The 18,594-nt window shown below is 70.0% G+C and carries 15 protein-coding genes; 11 read left to right on the top strand and 4 right to left on the bottom strand.

Going from position 1 to position 18,594, the window contains the following annotated elements:
• The first annotated feature begins 30 nt into the window (after positions 1–30).
• A complete protein-coding gene (locus QWJ39_RS15690) occupies positions 31–1,383 on the top strand; it encodes an MFS transporter (RefSeq protein WP_290258821.1) in 1,353 nt (450 codons plus the stop codon).
• Between the two features lie 91 nt (positions 1,384–1,474).
• On the opposite strand, the gene QWJ39_RS15685 is transcribed toward QWJ39_RS15690, so the two are convergent.
• Positions 1,475–2,356, bottom strand: coding sequence for a hypothetical protein (locus QWJ39_RS15685; RefSeq protein ID WP_290258820.1), 882 nt, complete (start codon positions 2,354–2,356; stop codon positions 1,475–1,477).
• Between the two features lie 379 nt (positions 2,357–2,735).
• On the bottom strand, positions 2,736–3,305 hold the full coding sequence (gene purN, locus QWJ39_RS15680; RefSeq protein WP_290258819.1) for a phosphoribosylglycinamide formyltransferase: 570 nt from the start codon (positions 3,303–3,305) through the stop codon (positions 2,736–2,738).
• 39 nt (positions 3,306–3,344) lie between these two features.
• Here purN and QWJ39_RS15675 point away from each other — a divergent pair, with 39 nt between their 5' ends.
• Positions 3,345–3,737, top strand: a complete 393-nt coding sequence (locus QWJ39_RS15675) for a hypothetical protein (RefSeq protein ID WP_290258818.1) — start codon at positions 3,345–3,347, stop codon at positions 3,735–3,737.
• Positions 3,738–3,754: 17 nt separating this feature from the next.
• Here the strand turns inward: QWJ39_RS15675 and QWJ39_RS15670 are convergent, their stop codons facing one another.
• A complete protein-coding gene (locus QWJ39_RS15670; RefSeq protein ID WP_290258817.1) occupies positions 3,755–5,098 on the bottom strand; it encodes a DUF6350 family protein in 1,344 nt (447 codons plus the stop codon).
• A gap of 131 nt (positions 5,099–5,229) precedes the next feature.
• Between QWJ39_RS15670 and QWJ39_RS15665 the strand changes: the two genes are divergently transcribed.
• The 8 genes from QWJ39_RS15665 to QWJ39_RS15630 all read left to right on the top strand — a co-directional run bounded on the left by QWJ39_RS15665 (position 5,230) and on the right by QWJ39_RS15630 (position 16,286).
• Positions 5,230–5,697 (top strand): DUF4383 domain-containing protein, encoded by a 468-nt coding sequence (locus QWJ39_RS15665; RefSeq protein ID WP_290258816.1) that lies wholly within the window; start codon positions 5,230–5,232, stop codon positions 5,695–5,697.
• A gap of 186 nt (positions 5,698–5,883) precedes the next feature.
• The gene (locus QWJ39_RS15660) at positions 5,884–7,371 is read left to right on the top strand and encodes a flotillin family protein (protein ID WP_290258815.1); all 1,488 of its coding nucleotides are present in this window, start codon (positions 5,884–5,886) and stop codon (positions 7,369–7,371) included.
• A 9-nt stretch (positions 7,372–7,380) separates the two neighbouring features.
• A complete protein-coding gene (locus QWJ39_RS15655) occupies positions 7,381–7,629 on the top strand; it encodes a hypothetical protein (RefSeq protein ID WP_290258814.1) in 249 nt (82 codons plus the stop codon).
• A gap of 81 nt (positions 7,630–7,710) precedes the next feature.
• On the top strand, positions 7,711–8,880 hold the full coding sequence (locus QWJ39_RS15650) for a glycosyltransferase family 1 protein (RefSeq protein ID WP_290258813.1): 1,170 nt from the start codon (positions 7,711–7,713) through the stop codon (positions 8,878–8,880).
• Positions 8,877–10,247 (top strand): UDP-glucose/GDP-mannose dehydrogenase family protein, encoded by a 1,371-nt coding sequence (locus tag QWJ39_RS15645; protein WP_290258812.1) that lies wholly within the window; start codon positions 8,877–8,879, stop codon positions 10,245–10,247. The genes QWJ39_RS15650 and QWJ39_RS15645 overlap by 4 nt, the downstream gene beginning before the upstream one ends.
• Positions 10,248–10,337: 90 nt before the next feature.
• On the top strand, positions 10,338–12,125 hold the full coding sequence (locus QWJ39_RS15640; RefSeq protein WP_290258810.1) for a GGDEF domain-containing phosphodiesterase: 1,788 nt from the start codon (positions 10,338–10,340) through the stop codon (positions 12,123–12,125).
• A 92-nt stretch (positions 12,126–12,217) separates the two neighbouring features.
• Complete coding sequence (locus tag QWJ39_RS15635; protein WP_290258809.1) at positions 12,218–14,317, top strand: bifunctional diguanylate cyclase/phosphodiesterase; 2,100 nt, start codon at positions 12,218–12,220, stop codon at positions 14,315–14,317.
• Between the two features lie 154 nt (positions 14,318–14,471).
• Positions 14,472–16,286 carry an EAL domain-containing protein gene (locus QWJ39_RS15630; RefSeq protein WP_290258808.1) on the top strand — a complete coding sequence of 605 codons (1,815 nt, stop codon included), beginning with the start codon at positions 14,472–14,474 and terminating at the stop codon, positions 16,284–16,286.
• Between the two features lie 51 nt (positions 16,287–16,337).
• Here QWJ39_RS15630 and QWJ39_RS15625 read toward each other — a convergent pair whose 3' ends face one another.
• Positions 16,338–17,168 (bottom strand): SDR family NAD(P)-dependent oxidoreductase, encoded by an 831-nt coding sequence (locus tag QWJ39_RS15625; protein ID WP_290258807.1) that lies wholly within the window; start codon positions 17,166–17,168, stop codon positions 16,338–16,340.
• Between the two features lie 326 nt (positions 17,169–17,494).
• Here QWJ39_RS15625 and QWJ39_RS15620 point away from each other — a divergent pair, with 326 nt between their 5' ends.
• Positions 17,495–18,445 carry a family 16 glycosylhydrolase gene (locus tag QWJ39_RS15620; RefSeq protein WP_290258806.1) on the top strand — a complete coding sequence of 317 codons (951 nt, stop codon included), beginning with the start codon at positions 17,495–17,497 and terminating at the stop codon, positions 18,443–18,445.
• The last annotated feature ends 149 nt before the right edge of the window (positions 18,446–18,594 follow it).

Below are 18,594 nucleotides of genomic sequence, written 5' to 3'. Positions count from 1 at the left end.
GGCACGTAGAGTTCTTGCAGGAGGCCAGATATGAACACATACACCACGGTGCCCAGCGGCGAACAGGTGGTCCAGGAACTGCCGTGGCGGTGGAAGGTCCAGGGCCGCATTTTCCTGATCGGCGGGCTGGGTTTCATGTTCGACGCCTGGGACGTCACGCTTAACGGCATCCTCATCCCGCTGCTGTCCAAGCACTGGTCGCTCGGGCCGGGGGACGCCGCCTGGATCGGTACCTCCAACCTCATCGGCATGGCTCTCGGCGCCTTTGTCTGGGGCACCATCGCGGACACCATCGGCCGGAAGAAGGCCTTCTCGGCCACGCTGCTGATCTTCTCCATCTTCACGGTGCTCGGCGCCCTCTCCCCCGACTTCACCTGGTTCGTGGTGTTCCGCTTCCTGGCCGGGTTCGGCCTGGGCGGCTGCATCCCGGTGGACTATGCGCTGGTGGGTGAGTTCACGCCGCGGAAGCAGCGCGGCAGGGTCCTCACCGCGATGGACGGCTGGTGGCCGGTGGGGGCCGCGCTGTGCGGCTTCGTCTCCGCCGGGCTGGTGGCAGCGTTCGCGGATTGGCGCCTGACCATGCTGATCATGGTGCTGCCGGCGCTGCTGGTGGTCTGGGTCCGCCGCAGCGTCCCGGAGTCGCCGCTGTTCCTGATCCGGAAGGGCCGCCGCGAGGAGGCGGCCGCCGTGATCGATTCCCTGGTGGCGGCCACCGGCGGGCAGGCCCGGGCGTACAGCCTGCCCGAGCCGCAGGACGTCCCCCGGCTCTCCGCCGGCAGCGCCTGGACCCAGCTGCGGGCGCTGTGGCGCTACGACTGGAAGATCACCACCGCGGCCTGGGCACTGTTCTTCTCAATCCTGCTGGTCTACTACCTGTCCCTGACCTGGATGCCGCGGATCCTGATCGGCGCCGGATTTGAGGAGTACAAGGCGTTCCTGACCACGGCCTCGATGGCCGCCGTCGGGCTGCTGGGCGTGGTGGTGGCGGCCCTGCTGGTGGAGCGGACGGGACGCAAATGGATTCTGGCGGTCACCGGCCCGCTCTCGGCCCTGATCCTGGTGGTGGTCGCCGTCGTCGTGGACATCCCCACCGCCGCCGTGTTCTGGCTGCTGCTCTTCGGCTTTGTGGTGCAGGTGGCCATCCCGGTGCTGTACGCCTACGTCTCCGAGCTGTACCCGACCGAGCTGCGCGGCACCGGCTTCGGCTGGGCCTCGACCTTCTCCCGGGTGGGTGCCGGCTTCGGGCCGCTGCTGTTCGCCGCGGTGCTCTGGCCGCAGCTGGGGCTGGCAACTTCGTTCGCCCTGGCCGGCGGGCTGGTGCTGGTCTCGGTGCTGTGGATGGCGTTCTTCGCCCCGGAGACCAAGCAGCGCCGGCTGGACTGACGCCCACCCCTCGCACGCCGAATGCCCTATCACTTGCGGTTGCTTTTCCTGCCCGGAGGCAACCGCAAGCGATAGGGCATTTGTGGTGGTGCTACTGGATGCAGGTCACGTAGACCGTCAGCGCCGTCCCTCTGGACTGGGTCACCGTCCAACCGTTGGCGCCGGAGGGCTGACTGGACAGAACCTGGTTGCCGCTGGTGGAGACGGAAGAGAATCCCCCACCGACGGCGACCTTCCCGGCCGGGCACGTCGCCGTCACCGAGGTGGCCGTCGTTCCGCTGGCCGTCGTCACGCTCACGCTGGTTGACGCCGCGGCGCCGGTGGCCCCTGCGGGACCCGTAGCGCCGGTGGCACCCGTATCACCGGTAGCCCCCTTCTCGCCCGGAGCGCCCTGCGGACCCGCGGCTCCTGTGTCGCCGGTCGCCCCGGTGTCGCCCTTCTCGCCCTGGGGGCCGACGGTGCCGGCGTCACCCTTATCCCCTTTGTCGCCCTGGGGACCTTGGGGACCCATCGGGCCGGTCTCACCCTGCAGGCCGGTGGCGCCCGTGGCGCCGGTGTCCCCCTTCTCACCCTGCTGACCCGTGGCCCCGGTGTCGCCCTTCTCACCCTGCGCACCGGTGGCGCCGGTGTCGCCTTTATCCCCCTTGGCGCCGGTGGCACCGATATCACCGGTGTCCCCCTTGTCGCCCTGCGGGCCGACGGCGCCGGTATCGCCCGTTGCCCCCTGGAGACCTTGGATGCCCTGGTCACCCTTGTCGCCCTGGACGCCGGGCAAACCCTGGATGCCCTGGGCGCCGACCGCGCCCATGGGTCCCGCCGGTCCGGCCACGCCTTGAATGCCCTGCACATTCCACGTGATCGGGGTTTCCTTCTTGGGGTCGCAGCTCTGCCCCGCGGACAGGACCCGGAGCTGGCCGCCGTTGTTGACGTTGTAGCAGCCGTTGATCTCGCCGCTGCCGGACGTTGTCGTCACGGCATAGGCGGCAGAAACGGCACCCGTTCCGAGAACGAGCGCCGCGGTGAAGCCAAGGACTTTGGGACTGGTTTTAGCAAAGCTGAAGCGTGACAAGAGGACCCCCAGAGACGGAAGAAGCGGATGAGACGGCGTCAGCCTACGGTCCGGTAGGCGCCGAAAACCGGGTCGTCTGTACTCGTCTTTACCCTTCCGCTACCCGTCTTTTTCGCGGTGTACTCGTTCTTGCGCCCCGCGCTACTTGGCCTCGAAAGGCAGACGGCGCCGCCGGGACTGCCGCCTTCTCTCCCCTCAGACGCCGAATGCCCTATCGCCTGCGGTTGCCATTCCGGTCCGTTGGCAACCACAAGTGATAGGGCATCTGTATCCGTGGGGGGCGTTACTGCTTGGCGGCGGCGAGGTCGCGGAGGGTGGACACCAGCAGGCGCCGCTCCACGGTCTTGATCCGCTCGTGCAGGGTCTCCTCGGTGTCCCCGTCCTCCACCGCGACTGCCTCCTGGGCGATGATCGGGCCGGTGTCCACGCCGGCGTCGGCCCAGTGCACCGTGCAGCCGGTGACCTTGATCCCGTACGCCAGGGCGTCGCGGACGCCGTGTGCTCCGGGGAAGGCCGGGAGCAGCGCCGGGTGGGTGTTGAGGTATTTGCCGTCGAACGCCGCGATGAAGTCGGCGCTGACGATCCGCATGAACCCGGAGGAGACGACGACGTCGGGCCGGAAGGCGGCGACGGCCTCGGTCAGGGCCGCGTTCCAAGCGGCACGGTCCGGGTAGGCCTTGAAGTCCACCACGAAGGTGGGGATCCCCGCGGCGGCCGAGCGCTCCACTCCGTAGGTCCCGGGACGGTCCGCGCCGACCGCGGCGAGCTCCACGTCCAGGTCACCGGCCCGGACAGCGTCGATGACGGCCTGCAGGTTCGAACCGGTGCCGGAAACAAGGACTACGATGCGCATTGACTTAGCTTAGGCGGCCGCTCGCGTACGCTGGAAACCATGAGTTTTCCCCAGGGCGGTAAGGCCGAGTCGCGGCTGCGAACGTTGAACCTCTTCCGCGCTTTTATCGTCGTGGTCCTGGGCTCGTTCTTCGTCTTCCAGCTCGACGTCGCCTACCTGTGGCTGGCCGCGCTGCTCACCCTCTGCGGGGTGGTGCTCGGCGTCGTCCTGCTGGTGCGGGCCCTGAAACTCCGGGAGTCCCGGATGGTGCTCTTTGGGACGATCTCCGGGCTGGTGGTTTCCACCGTAATGGTGCTGATGCTGCTGGTCAGTTCAGTGTTCTACACCCAGATCCGCGACTACCAGCAGTGCGCGCGGCACGCCCTGACCGAGCAGGCGGCCTCCACCTGCCGGGTGACGTTGGAGAAATCCCTGCCGGCCCCGCTCCGCTAGGACACCCGCGTCCGGGCTCAGTTGCTCCGGGCTGACGAGGACGAAGAGGCGGTCGACGCCGAGAGGTCAGCTTCCTGCAGCCGCTGCCGGCGTTCCAGCCACGGCCCCGCGGCGTAGCCGATGACGACGCCGGCGCCCACCTCGGAGGCGACGAACAGCGCCGTCACCACCGGGTCCGGCCCGATGTCCGTCAGCCGCCCGATCCCGGCAGAACCGCGGGCCAGCCACGCCAGCCCGGCCGCGAGCGCCCCGGCCACGACGCCGATCAGCGCGCCGAGGACCAGCGTGGAGAAGGTGGCGGTGAACCAGCGGGCCTTGACCTTGATGGAGAGCCATTCGTCGAAGTGGTTCTCCCCCTCGCGCAGGAACCACCAGCCGGCCAGGGCTCCGGCCAGGACTGGGACTACCAGCGCCACGAGGGCGTAGTCCAGCGGGCCGGAGGGCAGCGCGGCGAACACGGGGATGGACGGCAGCGGCCCGACGGCGGTGGCCAGCGGCCCGGCCTGGGACCCGACGCCGAGGGCGAAGCCTGCCCCGGAGGCCCACGCGAGGGCGAAGACCACCATGTTGGGCAGGTAGCCCAGCTGCGCGATGGTCAGGGCAGCCCCGCCCACCGGCCCGGCATTCAGGGCCTCGTAGACGTCGATGATCAGGTTCCAGTGGATCAGCAGGTCCACGGCCAGCAGCGCCGCGGCCATCGCCAGGGTGGCCATCACGGCGACGAACCCGGCCTTGATGGCGGAGCCCAGGTAGGACCCGGCCCAGCGTGAGTGCTGGCTGGTGCGGCTGATCCAGGCCACGGCGTCGACGCCGATCAGCCGGCTCCAGGACCCGGCCTCGCGGCGGGCACCCACCACCATGCCGAGGGCGTAGGGAATCAGCGGGACGGCGGAGGCGGCCCAGAGGCTCACCCCCACCTCGGCGGTGCGGCAGAGGAAGCCGGTGGCGAACCCGAACGCGGCGTAGGTCAGCCAGGACCCGACGAGTGCCTGCCAGAGCTGGTCCGTGTAGGAGGCCCGGGCCAGCCGGCGGCCGGCCCGCCAGGCGAGCAGGAACGGGATGAGGGTCAGGCCCAGCGGGATCAGGGTGAGGGTGCCGGCGTCCGGGCGGGCGGCGGCGTCGGCCCCGACCCCGTTCAGCAGCAGCGGGACCCCGTGGATCAGCAGCCAGGCCTGGCCGGCCAGGCGGGCCAGGAACTCGAAGCCGTTCTCGCGGAATCCGGCGCCGGCCCAGACGGCCACGATCGGGGCGATCACCACCAACGCGGAGATCACCGCGGCCTGCGCGGACTCGAGCGCCCCCTGCAGCCACAACGGCATCGGAAGGCCACGGTCCCCGGTCTGATCAGCGCGCAGTTTCATCGTGATCCATCGTGCCACGCGGCGGCCTCGGAGCCGGGTTCCGACAGGCGTCCGGGGCCCGATTCCCGGCGCTTTTTTGGCCCCTCCGCCGTAAAATTGAACTGTCCGCAATCAGTGGTTGGAGGCAGAAAATGACTACCGCATCCCCACATGCACACGGCGTCCATTTCGGACGGACAGACGTCCAGAACGTCGGCATGGGTGTGGGTATTGTCCTCATGGTCGTGGGTGTCCTGGGATTCATTCCGGGCATCACCACGCATTACGGCGAACTCCGGTTCCTGGGACCGGATTCGAATGCCATGTTCCTCAATCTGTTCCAGGTGTCGATGCTGCTGAACATCGTGCAGTTCGCGATCGGCGGGACCGGATACGTCATGTCCCGCAACAGCATGGGGGCCCGGAATTACCTGATGGGATTTGGCCTGTTGTACATCATCTTCGCCGTCTACGGGCTGATCGTGGGCGTCGGCTCGGCGGCCAATTTCCTGGCCTTCAACACCATGGATAACTGGACCCACATGGTGCTGGGCGTGGCGATGATTGGCGCCGGCTGGCTGCTCTCACGGCACCTGGCCGAAGACGCAGATACCCGGTAAACCACCACCGGGAAAGGGAGCCGCGAATGAGGAGCGAGTTCAACTAATCCGATAAGTCGTAGTACCCGCTGGTGCGGGCCCGGGCAGCGTCCCGAAGCCCGCACCAGCCTTCTTTTGCCCAAATGCTGGACTTACCCGGCGCCGTCACCCCAGACTGGCCTGACGCACCGTCGCGAAAGGTTGGCCATGCCTGATCTCACGTCCCTCATCCCGTTCTTCGCCGTCGTCGCGGGGGTGATCGTCGTCGTCGCCCTCATCTGGGTGGCGGTGAAGCTGATGTGGAAGGTGGCGGAGCCGAATGAGGCGCTGATCATCTCCGGGCTGACCCGGGGAACGCTGGAAACCCGGGACGGCATGGACTTCAAGATCGTCACCGGCAAGGGCGCTCTGGTGGTGCCCGGCCTGCAGACCGTCCGGGCCCTCTCGCTGACCCTGAACGAGACCGAACTCAAGGTCTCCTGCGTAACCTCCCAGGGCATCCAGGTGATCGTCGAGGGCGTGGTGATCTACAAGATCGGCGACGCGCCTCCCTTCATCGCCAACGCCGCCCGCCGCTTCCTCGGACAGCAGCCCAAGATGCAGAGCCAGGTCTACAACGTCTTCGAGGGCCACCTGCGCTCGATCATCGGCAGCATGACCGTGGAGGAGATCATCCGCGAGCGGGACAAGCTGGGCTCCCAGGTCCGCAGCGCCAGCGGCGTGGAGATGGAGAAGCTGGGCCTGGTGGTGGACTCGCTGCAGATCAAGGACCTGCAGGACCCCACCGGCTACATCCAGAACATCGCCAAGCCGCACATCGCCCAGGTCAAAATGGAGGCCCGGATCGCCGAGGCCACCCGCAACCGGGAGGCCGCGGAACGGGAGGCCGAGGCCGCCGCCCAGATCGCGGACGCCCAGAGCCTCTCCGCCATCAAGCAGTCCGAGGCACAGGCCAACGCCGAACGCGCCCGCGCCAACGCCGCCCAGGCCGGGCCACTCGCGGACGCCACCGCCCGGCAACAGGTGGTGGTGCAGGAGACCGAGGTGGCCAAGCTGGAGGCGGACCGGGAGGAGCAGAAGCTGCAGACCACCATCCGCAAACCCGCGGACGCGAAGGCCTACGCCAAACGGACCGAGGCGGAGGGCCAGAAGTCCGCGGACATCAGCGCCGCCGAGGCCCTGGCCCGCCGCACCGAACTCGAGGCCCAGGCCAACGCCCGGCGCACCGAGCTGCAGGCGCAGGCCAACGCCAACGCCGCGGCCGCCGCCGCAGGCGCCACCCGGGTGACCGGCGAGGCGGAGGCAGCGGCCACGAAGGCCCGCGGTGACGCGGCGGCGTCGGCCATCAAGGCCAAGGCCCTCGCCGAGGCAGAGGGCATCAAGGCCCGGGGCGAGGCCCTGGGCACCAACCAGGACGCGGTCATCTCCCAGCAACTCGCGGAGAACATGCCCGGCATTGTCGCCGCGGCCGCGGAGCCGTTCGCGCACGTCGGGCAGCTGACGGTGCTCAACGGCGGCGAAGGCCTGAACCGGATGGTCGGTGGCATCCTCGCCCAGGTGGGCGACTACCTCCCGGCGCTGCGGAGCTCGCTGAAGAACGGCCGCGACGGCGCCCGGGCGGACGGCACGCGGGCGGACGGTACACCGGGACCCCAGGGCCGCACCGCCCCGAAGCAGCCGACGCCGGGCAGCTAGGAACGCAGCATGCCCAGGAACGTCGACCGGAGCCTGACCGGGCGGATCGGCCGGGTCTCCGGCCGGGTAGGCCCGGGGACTCTCGGTGAGGTGATGCTGCCGTTCCGCGGCGGCATCAGCGCCTTCCACGCCCACCCCTTCGACAAGGAAAGCAGCTTCGCGGTGGGCGAGGAGGTCCTGGTGATCTACTACGAGCCTCCCCAGACGGTCTACGTGGACGAACTCCCCGACGTGCTCCGCGGCGGCAGCCGGCCCTGATCCCCGCCTGTTAACCCAGTCTTCCCCCGCACGCCACGCCCGCCACCCCGGGCCGTCAGCCGCGGCACCCACGGTGGAGGGGTGAGGATCGCACTCGTCGCCGAATCATTCCTGCCCCAGATGAACGGGGTCACCCACTCCATCCTGCGGGTCCTGGAGCATCTCCAGTCCCGCGGCGACGAGGTGCTGGTGATCTGCCCCTCCGGACAGGACACCGGCGTCCCGGACGAGGTCTACGGGGCCCGGATCCACCGGCTCCCCGCGCTCCCCCTGGCCGGCTACTCCAACGTGCGGGTGGCGATGGGAGGCGTGGCCCGGGTCAAGCGAATCCTTGCCGGCTACGCGCCCGACGTCGTCCACCTCGCCTCCCCGTTCGTTCTGGGCTGGCGGGCGGTGCAGGCAGCACACCAGCTCGGCATCCCCACCGTGGCCATCTACCAGACCGAGGTCCCCGGCTACGCGGCCCGGTACGGCGTGCCCTACCTGGAGAACTGGGCGTGGAACCGGGTGGAGCAGATCCACCTGCTGGCCACCCGGACCCTGGTTCCCTCGACCTTCGCGCTGCAGCAGTTCCGCGGGCGCGGCATCCCCCGGGTGCAGATGTGGCGCCGGGGCGTGGACACCGCACGGTTCCACCCGGCCAAGCGCGACGACGGCTGGCGGGCGGCCGTCGCCCCGGCCGGCGAGCGCATCATCGGCTACGTGGGCCGGCTCGCGGCCGAAAAGCAGGTGGAGGACCTGGCAGTGCTGGCGGACCTCCCCGGCACCCGGCTGGTGATCGTGGGCGACGGCCCGCAGCGGGCGGCCCTCGAGGCGGCGCTGCCGGGCGCCCTGTTCACCGGGTTCCTGGGCGGCGAGGACCTCGCCCGGACCGTGGCCTCCTTCGACCTGTTCGTCCACCCCGGCGAATTCGAAACCTTCTGCCAGACCATCCAGGAGGCCATGGCGTCCGGCGTGCCGGTGGTCGCCACCGGCCGCGGCGGCCCGCTGGACCTGGTGGAGAACTCCCGCACCGGCTGGCTGTACGAGCCCGGCGACCTCGCCGGGCTGCGCGCACGGGTGGCGGACCTGGCAGGCGACGGCGCCAAGCGCCGGGCCTTTGCGGAGGCCGCCCACGCCGCGGTCCAGGGCCGGACCTGGCACGCCCTCGGCGAGGAACTCGTCACCCATTACCGCGAGGTCTCCACCGGCGCACCGGCACCCGCCGGCGCCGCCTCCGCCACCCGCCCCGGAAGAGGAGCAACCCTGTGAAAATTTCCGTGATTGGCTGCGGCTACCTCGGCGCCGTGCACGCCGCCACCCTCGCCTCGATGGGCCACAGCGTGGTGGGGATCGACGTCGACGCCGCCAAGGTCGCCCAGCTGGATCGCGGCACCGCGCCCTTCCACGAGCCGGGACTGGACGAGCTGCTGCGCGACGGGCGGGCCAACGGCCGGCTCACGTTCTCCACCAGCTTCGCCGACGCCGCCGGGGCGCAGCTGCACTTCCTCTGCGTCGGCACCCCGCAGTCGAAGACCTCCGACGGCGCCGACCTCAGCTACCTGATCGCCGCCACCGAGGCCCTGCTGCCGTTCCTCGCCCCGGGGTCCGCCGTCGTCGGCAAATCCACCGTCCCGGTGGGCACCGTGGACATGCTCGGCGGGGTGCTGGCGGGCCGGCCGGACGTGCTGCTGGGCTGGAACCCCGAGTTCCTGCGCCAGGGCACCTCGGTCAAGGACTCCCTGGTCCCGGACCGGCTGGTGTACGGCGTCCCCGGCGGGGCGCACGCGGCGGAGCAGCCGGACAGCGCAGCGGCCGCCGTCACCGCGGCCCTGGACGCGGTTTACGCCCCGCTGCTGACGGCCGGGATCCCCCGGCTGGTCTGCACCTTCGCCACGGCCGAGCTGATCAAGTCCGCCGCCAACGCCTACCTGGCCACGAAGCTGAGCTTCATCAACGCCATGGCGGAGCTCTGCGAGGCCGCCGGCGGGGACGTCACCGAGCTGGGCGCCGCGATGGGCCTGGACCCGCGGATCGGCGGCCGGTACCTGCACGCGGGCCTGGGCTTCGGCGGCGGCTGCCTGCCCAAGGACATCCGCTCGCTCCGCGTCCAGGCCCGGGAGCTGGGCGTGGACTCGGTGGACGACTGGATGGCCACGGTGGACGGGATCAACCGCAACCAGCGCTCCCGGACGGTGGCCGCGGCCCGGGAGCTGTGCGGCGGCAGCGTGGCCGGACGCCGGGTCACGGTGCTTGGGGCGGCGTTCAAACCGGACACCGACGACATCCGGGATTCCCCCGCCCTGGACGTCGCCCGACGGCTCGCCGACGACGGCGCCCACGTCACCGTCACCGACCCCGCGGCCGTCAACAACGCCTGGCTGCACCACCCGCAGCTGCGCTTCGAGGCCGGCACGGACGCGGCCCTCGACGGCGCCGAGCTGGTGCTGCTGCTGACCGAATGGGAGCAGTACCGGACCCTGGACCCCCGTGCCGCCGGGGACCGGGTCCGCCGCCGGGTCCTGCTGGATGCCCGGAACGCGCTCGACGCCGGGGCCTGGACCGCGGCCGGCTGGACGGTGCGGGGGCTCGGCCGTGCCGGGGCCGGGTCTGCACACGGCGCCGCGCTGCCCCGCTGACGGCCGGGACCGTCGTCGGCCCCTATGATCACTGAGGGGAGGAACTACTTTGCACCAACGTCGGTCTCACAGTCGCGCGGTCCCGGCCGCATGACCATTTCAACGCGCTCCGAGGAGGACGCCCGGCTCCGCGAGGCCATGTCGCTGCTCGCGGCCACCCTCGAATCGACGGCGGACGGGATCCTGGTGGTCAGCGGTGACGGCCGGATCACCTCCGTCAACAACCAGTTCCTCTCCATGTGGGGCGTCCCCCGGGCCCTGGTAGACACCGGCGACGACGAGGCCGTGATGGGCTTCGTGCTGGGCCAGCTCTCGGACCCGCGGGCGTTCCTGGCCAAGGTCACCGCCCTCTACGCGGACCCCGAGGCCGAGAGCCACGACGTGCTTTCCTTCCGCGACGGCCGGACCTTCGAACGCTACTCACGCCCGCAGAAGGTGGGCGACCGGGTGGCCGGCCGGGTCTGGAGCTTCCGCGACGTCAGCCAGGCACGCCGCGACCAGGAACGCATCACCCAGGCCATGGCGGACCTCGCCGCGCAGGCCGGCCAGCTGCGCTCCCTGGCCTTCAACGATCCGCTGACCGGGCTCTCCAACCGCCAGCTCTTCAACGACCAGCTGGCCCACGCCCTGGCCGGCCCATGCGGCACGGCCGTCGACGTGCTGCTCCTTGACCTGGACGACTTCAAGGAAGTCAACGACATCCACGGCCACCACGCCGGGGACCAGATGCTGATCGAGGTGGGGCGCCGGCTCCGCGCCTGCGTCCGCCCCTCCGACGTTGTAGCACGGCTGGGCGGCGACGAGTTCGTGGTGCTGATGGTGGGATCGCTCGACGCCGACGCCGCGGCGGCCCGGATCGTCGAGTCGCTGAAGGAGCCGCTCTGGGTGGACGGGTCCATGCTGCGGCCCAGCCTCAGCCTGGGCCTGGCCTCGATCAGCGCCGATGCCTACGACGCCTCCGAGCTGCTGCGCCGGGCGGACATCGCCATGTACGCGGCGAAGGCCGCCGGCAAGAACCGCTACCTGCGCTTCCAGCCGGAGATGATGACCGCGCTGCTGGAACGTGCGGACCTCGAGGCCGGGCTGCGCGCCGCCGTCGAACGCGGGGAAATCACCGTCCACTACCAGCCGATTGTCGCCGCCCGCCTCGGCCGCGTGGTCAAGGTCGAGGCGCTGGCCCGCTGGGAGCGCAATGGGGTCCTGGTGCCGCCGCAGCAGTTCATCCCCGCCGCCGAACGCAGCGGCCTGGTGGTGGAGATCGGCACCGAGGTGCTGCTGCGCGGCTGCACGGAACTGCAGCCCTGGCTGGCCGCGGACCCGGCCCGGTCCCTGGCGGTGAATGTCTCCGGCGTGCAGTTGCAGCAGGGCAACGTCCCGGAGCTACTGCTCTCCACCGCGGCCGCGTGCGGGGTGGACCCGCGGCAGCTGGTGGTGGAGGTGACCGAGAGTGTCTTCTTCGACGACGACTGCCAGGTCCACCGCCAGCTGGTGGAGCTGCGTGGCGCCGGCGTCCGGGTGGCCCTGGACGACTTCGGCACCGGCTACTCGTCGCTGGGCCGGCTGCAGGACCTGCCCGTGGACACCCTGAAGATCGACAAGTCCTTCGTCCAGATGATCCGTACCGGCACCGAGCACCTGCCCATCCTCAACTGCATGATCAGCATGGCCCACGGCCTGGGCTTGACCGTCACCGCGGAGGGCGTCGAGACGCTGCAGCAGGCCCGGTACCTGGTGGAGCGGGGCTGCGATTCGCTGCAGGGCTACATGCTCTCCACCCCGCAGCCGGCGGCGAACCTGCCCGCGGCGCTGGCCCTGGCGGAGGCCGCCGCGGCCGCCCTGCGCGGCGACACCGCGGCCCGGAGGTCCCCGTTACTGTGATTTGGCTCTCATGGCCCTATGATGCTTGAAAGTTGTTGGCCACCGCGCGGCCGGCGGCACTTGACATCAAAAGCCTGGGGGCTGGCATCACCGTGGAACAAGGACTCGCAGAGACCCTGCTGACGCAGGGTCCGGATGCGCTGCTGCTGCTGACCACCTCGGGGATGATCTCCTACGTCAATCCCGCCGCCGAGAAGCTCTTCGGCCACGAGGCCTGTGACCTGGTGGGCCAGGAACACACCATGCTGCTGGCCAAGGACGACCGCGGCGGCTTCCTGCGCACCTTGGGCCGGATGGGCGGAGACAGCACCTTCGGCACGAAACCTTTCCCGGGCATCGGGCTGCACCGGAACGGCAGCGAGATCCAGCTGGAGCTGACCTGCTCGCTGGTCACCACCGGGACCAAAACCTCGGTGGCCGTCGCGGTCCGGCAGACAGCCTTCCGGGACGCCGACGCCGGGCGGCGGCATGCCGTCTCGATGCTGGACGCGACGCTGGAGACGACGGCGGATGGCATCGTAGTGGTCTCCAACTCCGGGCAGATCACCGGCGTCAACGAACAGTACCTGCGCCTCTGGGGCATGCCGAGGGAGATCCTGGCCGAGAACGACGCCTACGCGCTGGTGAAGTTCATCGCCACGAAACTGCAGCGCCCGGACTGCTTCAAGGCCAAGGTCGCGGAGCTCTACGCCAACCATGAGCTCCACAGCCAGGACGTCCTGGAATTCCAGGACGGCCGGACGGTGGAGCTGGACTCGCGCCCGCAGAGGGTGGCCGGCGAGGTGGTGGGCCGGATCTGGAACTTCCGGGACATCACCTCCCGGGCCTTGGCGGAGGACCAGGCCCGGCGCGCGCTGGAGGAACTGGCGCAGCAGGCGGACCAGCTCAAGGCCCTGGCCTTCCAGGACCCGCTGACGGGCCTGGCCAACCGCATGCTCTTCAACGAGCGGGCCTCCGCCGCGCTGGACTCCCCCGGCTCCGTGGCCGTGCTGCTGCTGGACCTGGACGACTTCAAGGAAGTCAACGACATCCTGGGCCACCACGCGGGCGACCAGATGCTGGTCGAGATCTCCCGCCGGCTGCAGAACTGCGTGGGCCCGCACGGGACGGTGGCCCGCCTGGGCGGGGACGAATTCGTGGTGCTGCTGGAAGGCTGCGGGGACTCCGACGCCGTCGCGCAGCGGATCGTGAAGACCCTCAACGCCCCGGTCACCATCGAGGGCGCGCTGCTGCGACCCAGCCTGAGCCTGGGCGTGGCCAAGCGCGGCGAGGACAAAGTATCCTCCGCAGAACTCCTGCGCCGGGCCGACGTCGCCATGTACGCGGCGAAGGAGGCCGGGAAAAACTGCTACGTGCACTTCCAGCCGGAGATGCTGGCCACCCTGATGGAACGCACCCAGCTAACCGCGGGGCTGCGCCAGGCGGTGGAACTGGGCCAGATCAAGGTGTTCTTCCAGCCGGTGGTCTCCGCCAACCGGCGTGAGGTGGTGCAGTTCGAGGCGCTGGCCCGCTGGGAGCGCGACGGCGTCATCATGGCACCGGACACCTTCATCCAGACCGCAGAACGCAGCGGCCTGATCCGGGACATCGGGGCGGAGGTGCTACGGCAGAGCTGCGCCGAACTGCAGCCCTGGCTGGCCGAGGATCCGGGCCGGACCCTGGCCGTCAACGTCTCCGGGGTGCAGCTGCAGCACAAGGACTTCGCCGAACGGGTGCTGGACATCGCCGCCTGGAGCAACGTGGACCCGCACCAGCTGGTCCTGGAGGTCACCGAGAGCGTCTTCTTTGACCCGGCCTCGCACGTGATCGCCCAGCTGAGCCACCTCCGCGCCGCCGGCATCCGCGTGGCACTGGACGACTTCGGCACCGGCTACTCCTCGCTGGGGCGGCTGCAGGAACTGCCGGTGGACGCGGTGAAGATCGACAAGTCGTTCGTCTCCATGCTCCGCACCGGCGAAGAGCGGCTACCCATCCTGACCTCCATGATCCACATGGCGCACAGCCTGGGCCTGCGGGTCACCGCGGAGGGCATCGAGACGCCCGCCCAGGGCCGGTACCTGATCGAGCACGAGTGCGACGCGCTGCAGGGCTACCTGTTCTCCCGGCCCGCGCCCGGGGTGCAGCGCGGGGCGGCACTGGCACAGTCTGTGGAGGCCATCGAGGCGCTGCTGGAACCGCTCGTCGCGTACTGAGGACGGCCCGCCACGGCCCCTTGTCCGGTACTCCGGACGACACATTCGGGGGCTTTGGAAATAAGTGCCGCGGCGCGGGGCTGGTATGCCGGCTGGCGCATATGATGGGGCGGATATTCATCGAAACACTTGCTTCCGGGGGGACAGCACCACTATGGACTCAGCATTCGCACACACCGTGTTGGACCACATCCCGGACGCGTTGCTGCTGCTTGCCCCCGACGGCTCCGTCACCTTCCTGAACCGCGCCGCGGAGCGGCTCTTCGGCTACCCCCGGGCCCAGTTGCTGGGCGCGGATTACAGCCTGCTGCTGGCCGAGGCGGCACGTGAGGGCCTGCACGCCACCGTGTCCGGGGTGCTCGGCGCAGCGCACGACGACGGCGCCACGGCCGGCGCCAACGTTACGGTCCCGGTGTTCGCCGGCGCGGGCCGCCGGGCGGACGCCTCCGAGTTCCCGGTGGAGATCACCGTCGCCGCGCTTCCCGGCGGCGGCCCGGCCGCCGTCGCCCTCTCCGCCCGCGCCGCCGCACCGCGAGCAACCACGGCACGGCCCGCACCGCTGGCGCCGGGCCAGGCCGTTGCCGGCCGCCCGGGCACGCTGGAGTCCCAGCTGGTGCCCGGCACCACCGGGGTCCTGCCGCGGCTCACGCCGGTGGAACATGACGACCAACTGAAGGCCGCCGTTCTCCGCGACACCCTGACCGGCCTGCCCAACGGCACCTTGTTCAACGAGCGCCTGGCCGCGGCACTGCGCCGCGAGGACTCCGTGGACGTCGTGATCATCAACGTGGACGACTTCCGCACCTACAACGACATGCTGGGCCGCTCCGCCGCGGACGAGTTGCTGGTGGAGGTCGCCAGCCGGCTGCGGAACTGCATCCGACCGCACGACACCGTGGCCCGCCTCGGCGGCGACGAGTTCGTTGTGCTGCTCACGGACTGCCACAGCATCTCCGCGGTGGCCAAGCGGATCTCCGACTCCCTGTACGCCCCGGCACGGATCGGCGGGTCCACGGTCCGGCCGGCGGCGAGCATGGGCCTGGCGTCCCGGACGGCGCAGACGCAGGACGGGGCGGAGCTGCTGCGGCAGGCCGACTCGGCCCTGAGCGCGGCGAAGGCCGCCGGGAAGAACACCTGGCTGGAGTTCCGGCCGGAGATGCTCGCGACGCCCACGCACCAGTCCGGCGGCGAGACCGGGCTGCGCCAGGCGGTGGAGCTGGGCCAGATCTCGGTGCACTACCAGCCGGTGGTCTCCCCCGGCCTCGGCGCCGTGGTCCAGTTCGAGGCGTTTGCCCGCTGGGAGCGGCACGGCAAGCTGGTGCCGCCCAACCAGTTCCTGCCGGTGGCCGAACAAAGCGGCCTGATCCGGGAGATCGGGGACGAGGTGATGCGCCGCGCCTGCGCCGAGATCCGCCCGTGGCTGGCCGGCGACGCCGCCTACAGCGTGGCCGTGAACGTGTCAGGCCTGCAGTTCCAGCAGCGCGACTTCGCCGGCGATGTGCTCGGCATTGCCGCGTCCACCGGGGTGAATCCGCGCCAGCTGATGCTTGAGCTGACCGAGAGCGTGTTCTTCGACGCCGACTCGGACGTCATCCGCCAGCTGCACCAGCTGCGCGAGGCGGGCGTGCGGATCGCCATGGACGACTTCGGCACCGGCTACTCCTCGCTGGGCCGGCTCCGGGAGCTGCCGCTGGACCAGGTCAAGATCGACCGGTCCTTCGTGGCCATGATCAAGACCGGCAAGGAACACCTGCCGTTCTTCCGGACCATGATCAACGCGGCGCAGGGTCTGGGCCTGAAGGTCACGGCCGAGGGCATCGAGACTCCCGCGCAGGCCAAGTACCTGATGGATCTGGGCTGCGATGCGCTGCAGGGCTACCTGTTCGCCAAGCCCGCCCCGGCCAGCGACCTGGCCGGCACCATGGGCAGCGCCCTGGACGCGATCGACACCGTCGAGGCGGCCGGGTAAACCTCCCCGGAGCCGGTTTAGGCGCCTTCCGGTTTAGGCCCGCCGCACGGGTCAGTCGCCCTTCGGGGCCACCATGGCCTCGCTGCGGTCCCACAGCTGCTGCGCCAGCCCGCCGTCGTACGCCAGCTTGTTGGCCTTGGAGAGCGCCCGCTTGGCGTAGTACCCGCCGGAGGTCCAGTCCGTGCCCGGGGTGCCGTTGGCGAGCCAGACGAGGGTGTCCGCGCCCTGCTCCGGGGTCAGCATGAAGCGCTTCAGGAAGCTCGTGTACGCGACGCGCATGGGGCTGGTGGACTCGGCCGCGAAGTTGGTGGCGACCCCGCCGGGGTGGAAGGCCGCCGTCGAGATCCCGGCCTCGTGGTAGCGGCGGTGCAGTTCGCTGGTGAAGAGGATGTTGGCGAGCTTGGCGTTGCCGTAGGCCCGGTTGGTCGAATACTTGCGCGCCGCGTCCAGGTCGTCGATGTCGAAGCGGGCGAAGATTGAGTTGGCCACGCTGGAGGTGTTGATGACCTTGGTGCGGCTGGCGGTGAGCACGTCCAGCAGCTCGGTGGTGAGCAGGAACGGCGCCAGGTGGTTGACCTGGAAGGTCTTCTCGTGGCCGTCCACGGTGAGCTGCCGGTCTCCCATGATGCCACCGGCGTTATTGGCCAGCACGTCGATCCGCGGGTATTTCTCTTTCAGCTCCGCGGCGAGCCGGCGGACCTGGGCCAGCTCGGCAAAGTCGGCCACGAAGTGGTCGGCACCTATTTCCCCGGCGATCTGCGCCGTTTTCGCGGCGGAACGCCCCACGACGACGACGTTCTCGCCTTGCGCCGCCAAGGTGCGGGCCGCGGACGCGCCGATCCCGTCGCTGGCGCCGGTGATGATAATGGTCCGTGCACTCAAGATGGCCTCCCGTGGCTGCTGCTGTCTGGTGTTACTCAAGGGTAGTCAACGCGCGGGGCTTCTGAGCTGTTCCGGGGCAGGTAGTCCGGGCGGTGGATCCAAGAGGTCCGCCGTGCGGGGCAAGTAGTCGGTACGCCTGACGTAGGGCCGATCCGCTCATAGCCTGAAGGCTAGTGGGAGTACCGGGCCGGCCCGGACACGAGAGAAGGGATCATCGTGCGCTCAGCCCTCACATTGCTCGGTCTGACTGGGGGGACACCGGTCGTCAGGGCAAAACGTCACCGGCAGCTGTCTGTCGCTGCCCTCACCCTCGAGAGGGTGGTCCCATGAAGCACCGCTCAGTCCCCTGGATCGTCTGCCTGGTCGCCGCCGCCGTGCTCTCCAGCAGTGCCCTGCCCACCGCCGCGCCGGGTCCCGCCGCCGCTCCGCCGCCCGAGGTCTCCAGCGACGCCGGAGCGAACGCGCCCGCACCCATGAGCGGCGCGCTCGGCGGCGGACCGGACGCGCCCCAGGCCGTCGGCGCGGCGCCGGCCGTGGTGCCGCCCGCCCCCGCGGCCATCAAGGCTCCCGCGGCGGACTCCATGGCCGCCCCGGCGGTAGCCGCTCCCCCTCCCCCGAACCCGGTGGGTGTGCCCGGGAGCTGGAACCTGGTCTTCAACGACGACTTCAACTCCCTGAACACCGCGGCCTGGACGCCGTACTGGTTCGATGACTGCGACCTCAAGTCGGTCAAGAACAATGTGAAGACCTGCTCCAGCAATGTCCGCGTCGCCAACGGCGAGGCCGTGCTGCAGCTCAGCGACGTCTCCTCGGGGGCATTGCTCTCCACCAATCCGAACGACGGCGTGGCCGGGCACACCGGTTTCCAGTTCACCACCGGCTACGCGGAGGCCCGGATCTTTTTCCCGGGCACCTGCGAGACCAGCATCAGGAACTGGGGCGCCTGGTGGACCGCCGGCCAGGCCTATCCCTCTACCGGGGAGATCGATATCGCCGAACCGCTCGCCGGGGACATGTGGAGCGTGTACCACTCCGCGGCGTGGAAGAAGAGCCGGATCGTTCCCGGGTGCTGGGCCGGCGGCTATCACACGTACGGGGTACTGCGTAAGCCGGGTGCCAACGAGGTGTACTACGACGGCGTGCTGGTCCACTCCTACGCCACCAGCGACAACGTCAGCCCGCACTACCTGCTGCTGAACATCGGGGTGTGGCGGGGGGCCAGGATTCTCGGTGAGGCCGGGGCGATGCGGGTGGACTACGTACGGGTGTGGGAGTAACCGGCGCTCTGTCTGAACCCTGTATGGGTGGTTAAAGTGGGAGAGCCTCCAACCTGGTGGTTGGAGGCTCTCGACCTAAATGATGTTCCGGCGGTGACCTACTCTCCCACACCCTCCCGGGTGCAGTACCATCGGCGCTGTGGGTCTTA

This window comes from Arthrobacter sp. YD4 (assembly GCF_030410515.1).
GTDB lineage: Bacteria > Actinomycetota > Actinomycetes > Actinomycetales > Micrococcaceae > Arthrobacter.
Note: the sequence above shows the minus strand (reverse complement) of the source record. Positions and strands in the feature narration are given on the sequence as shown.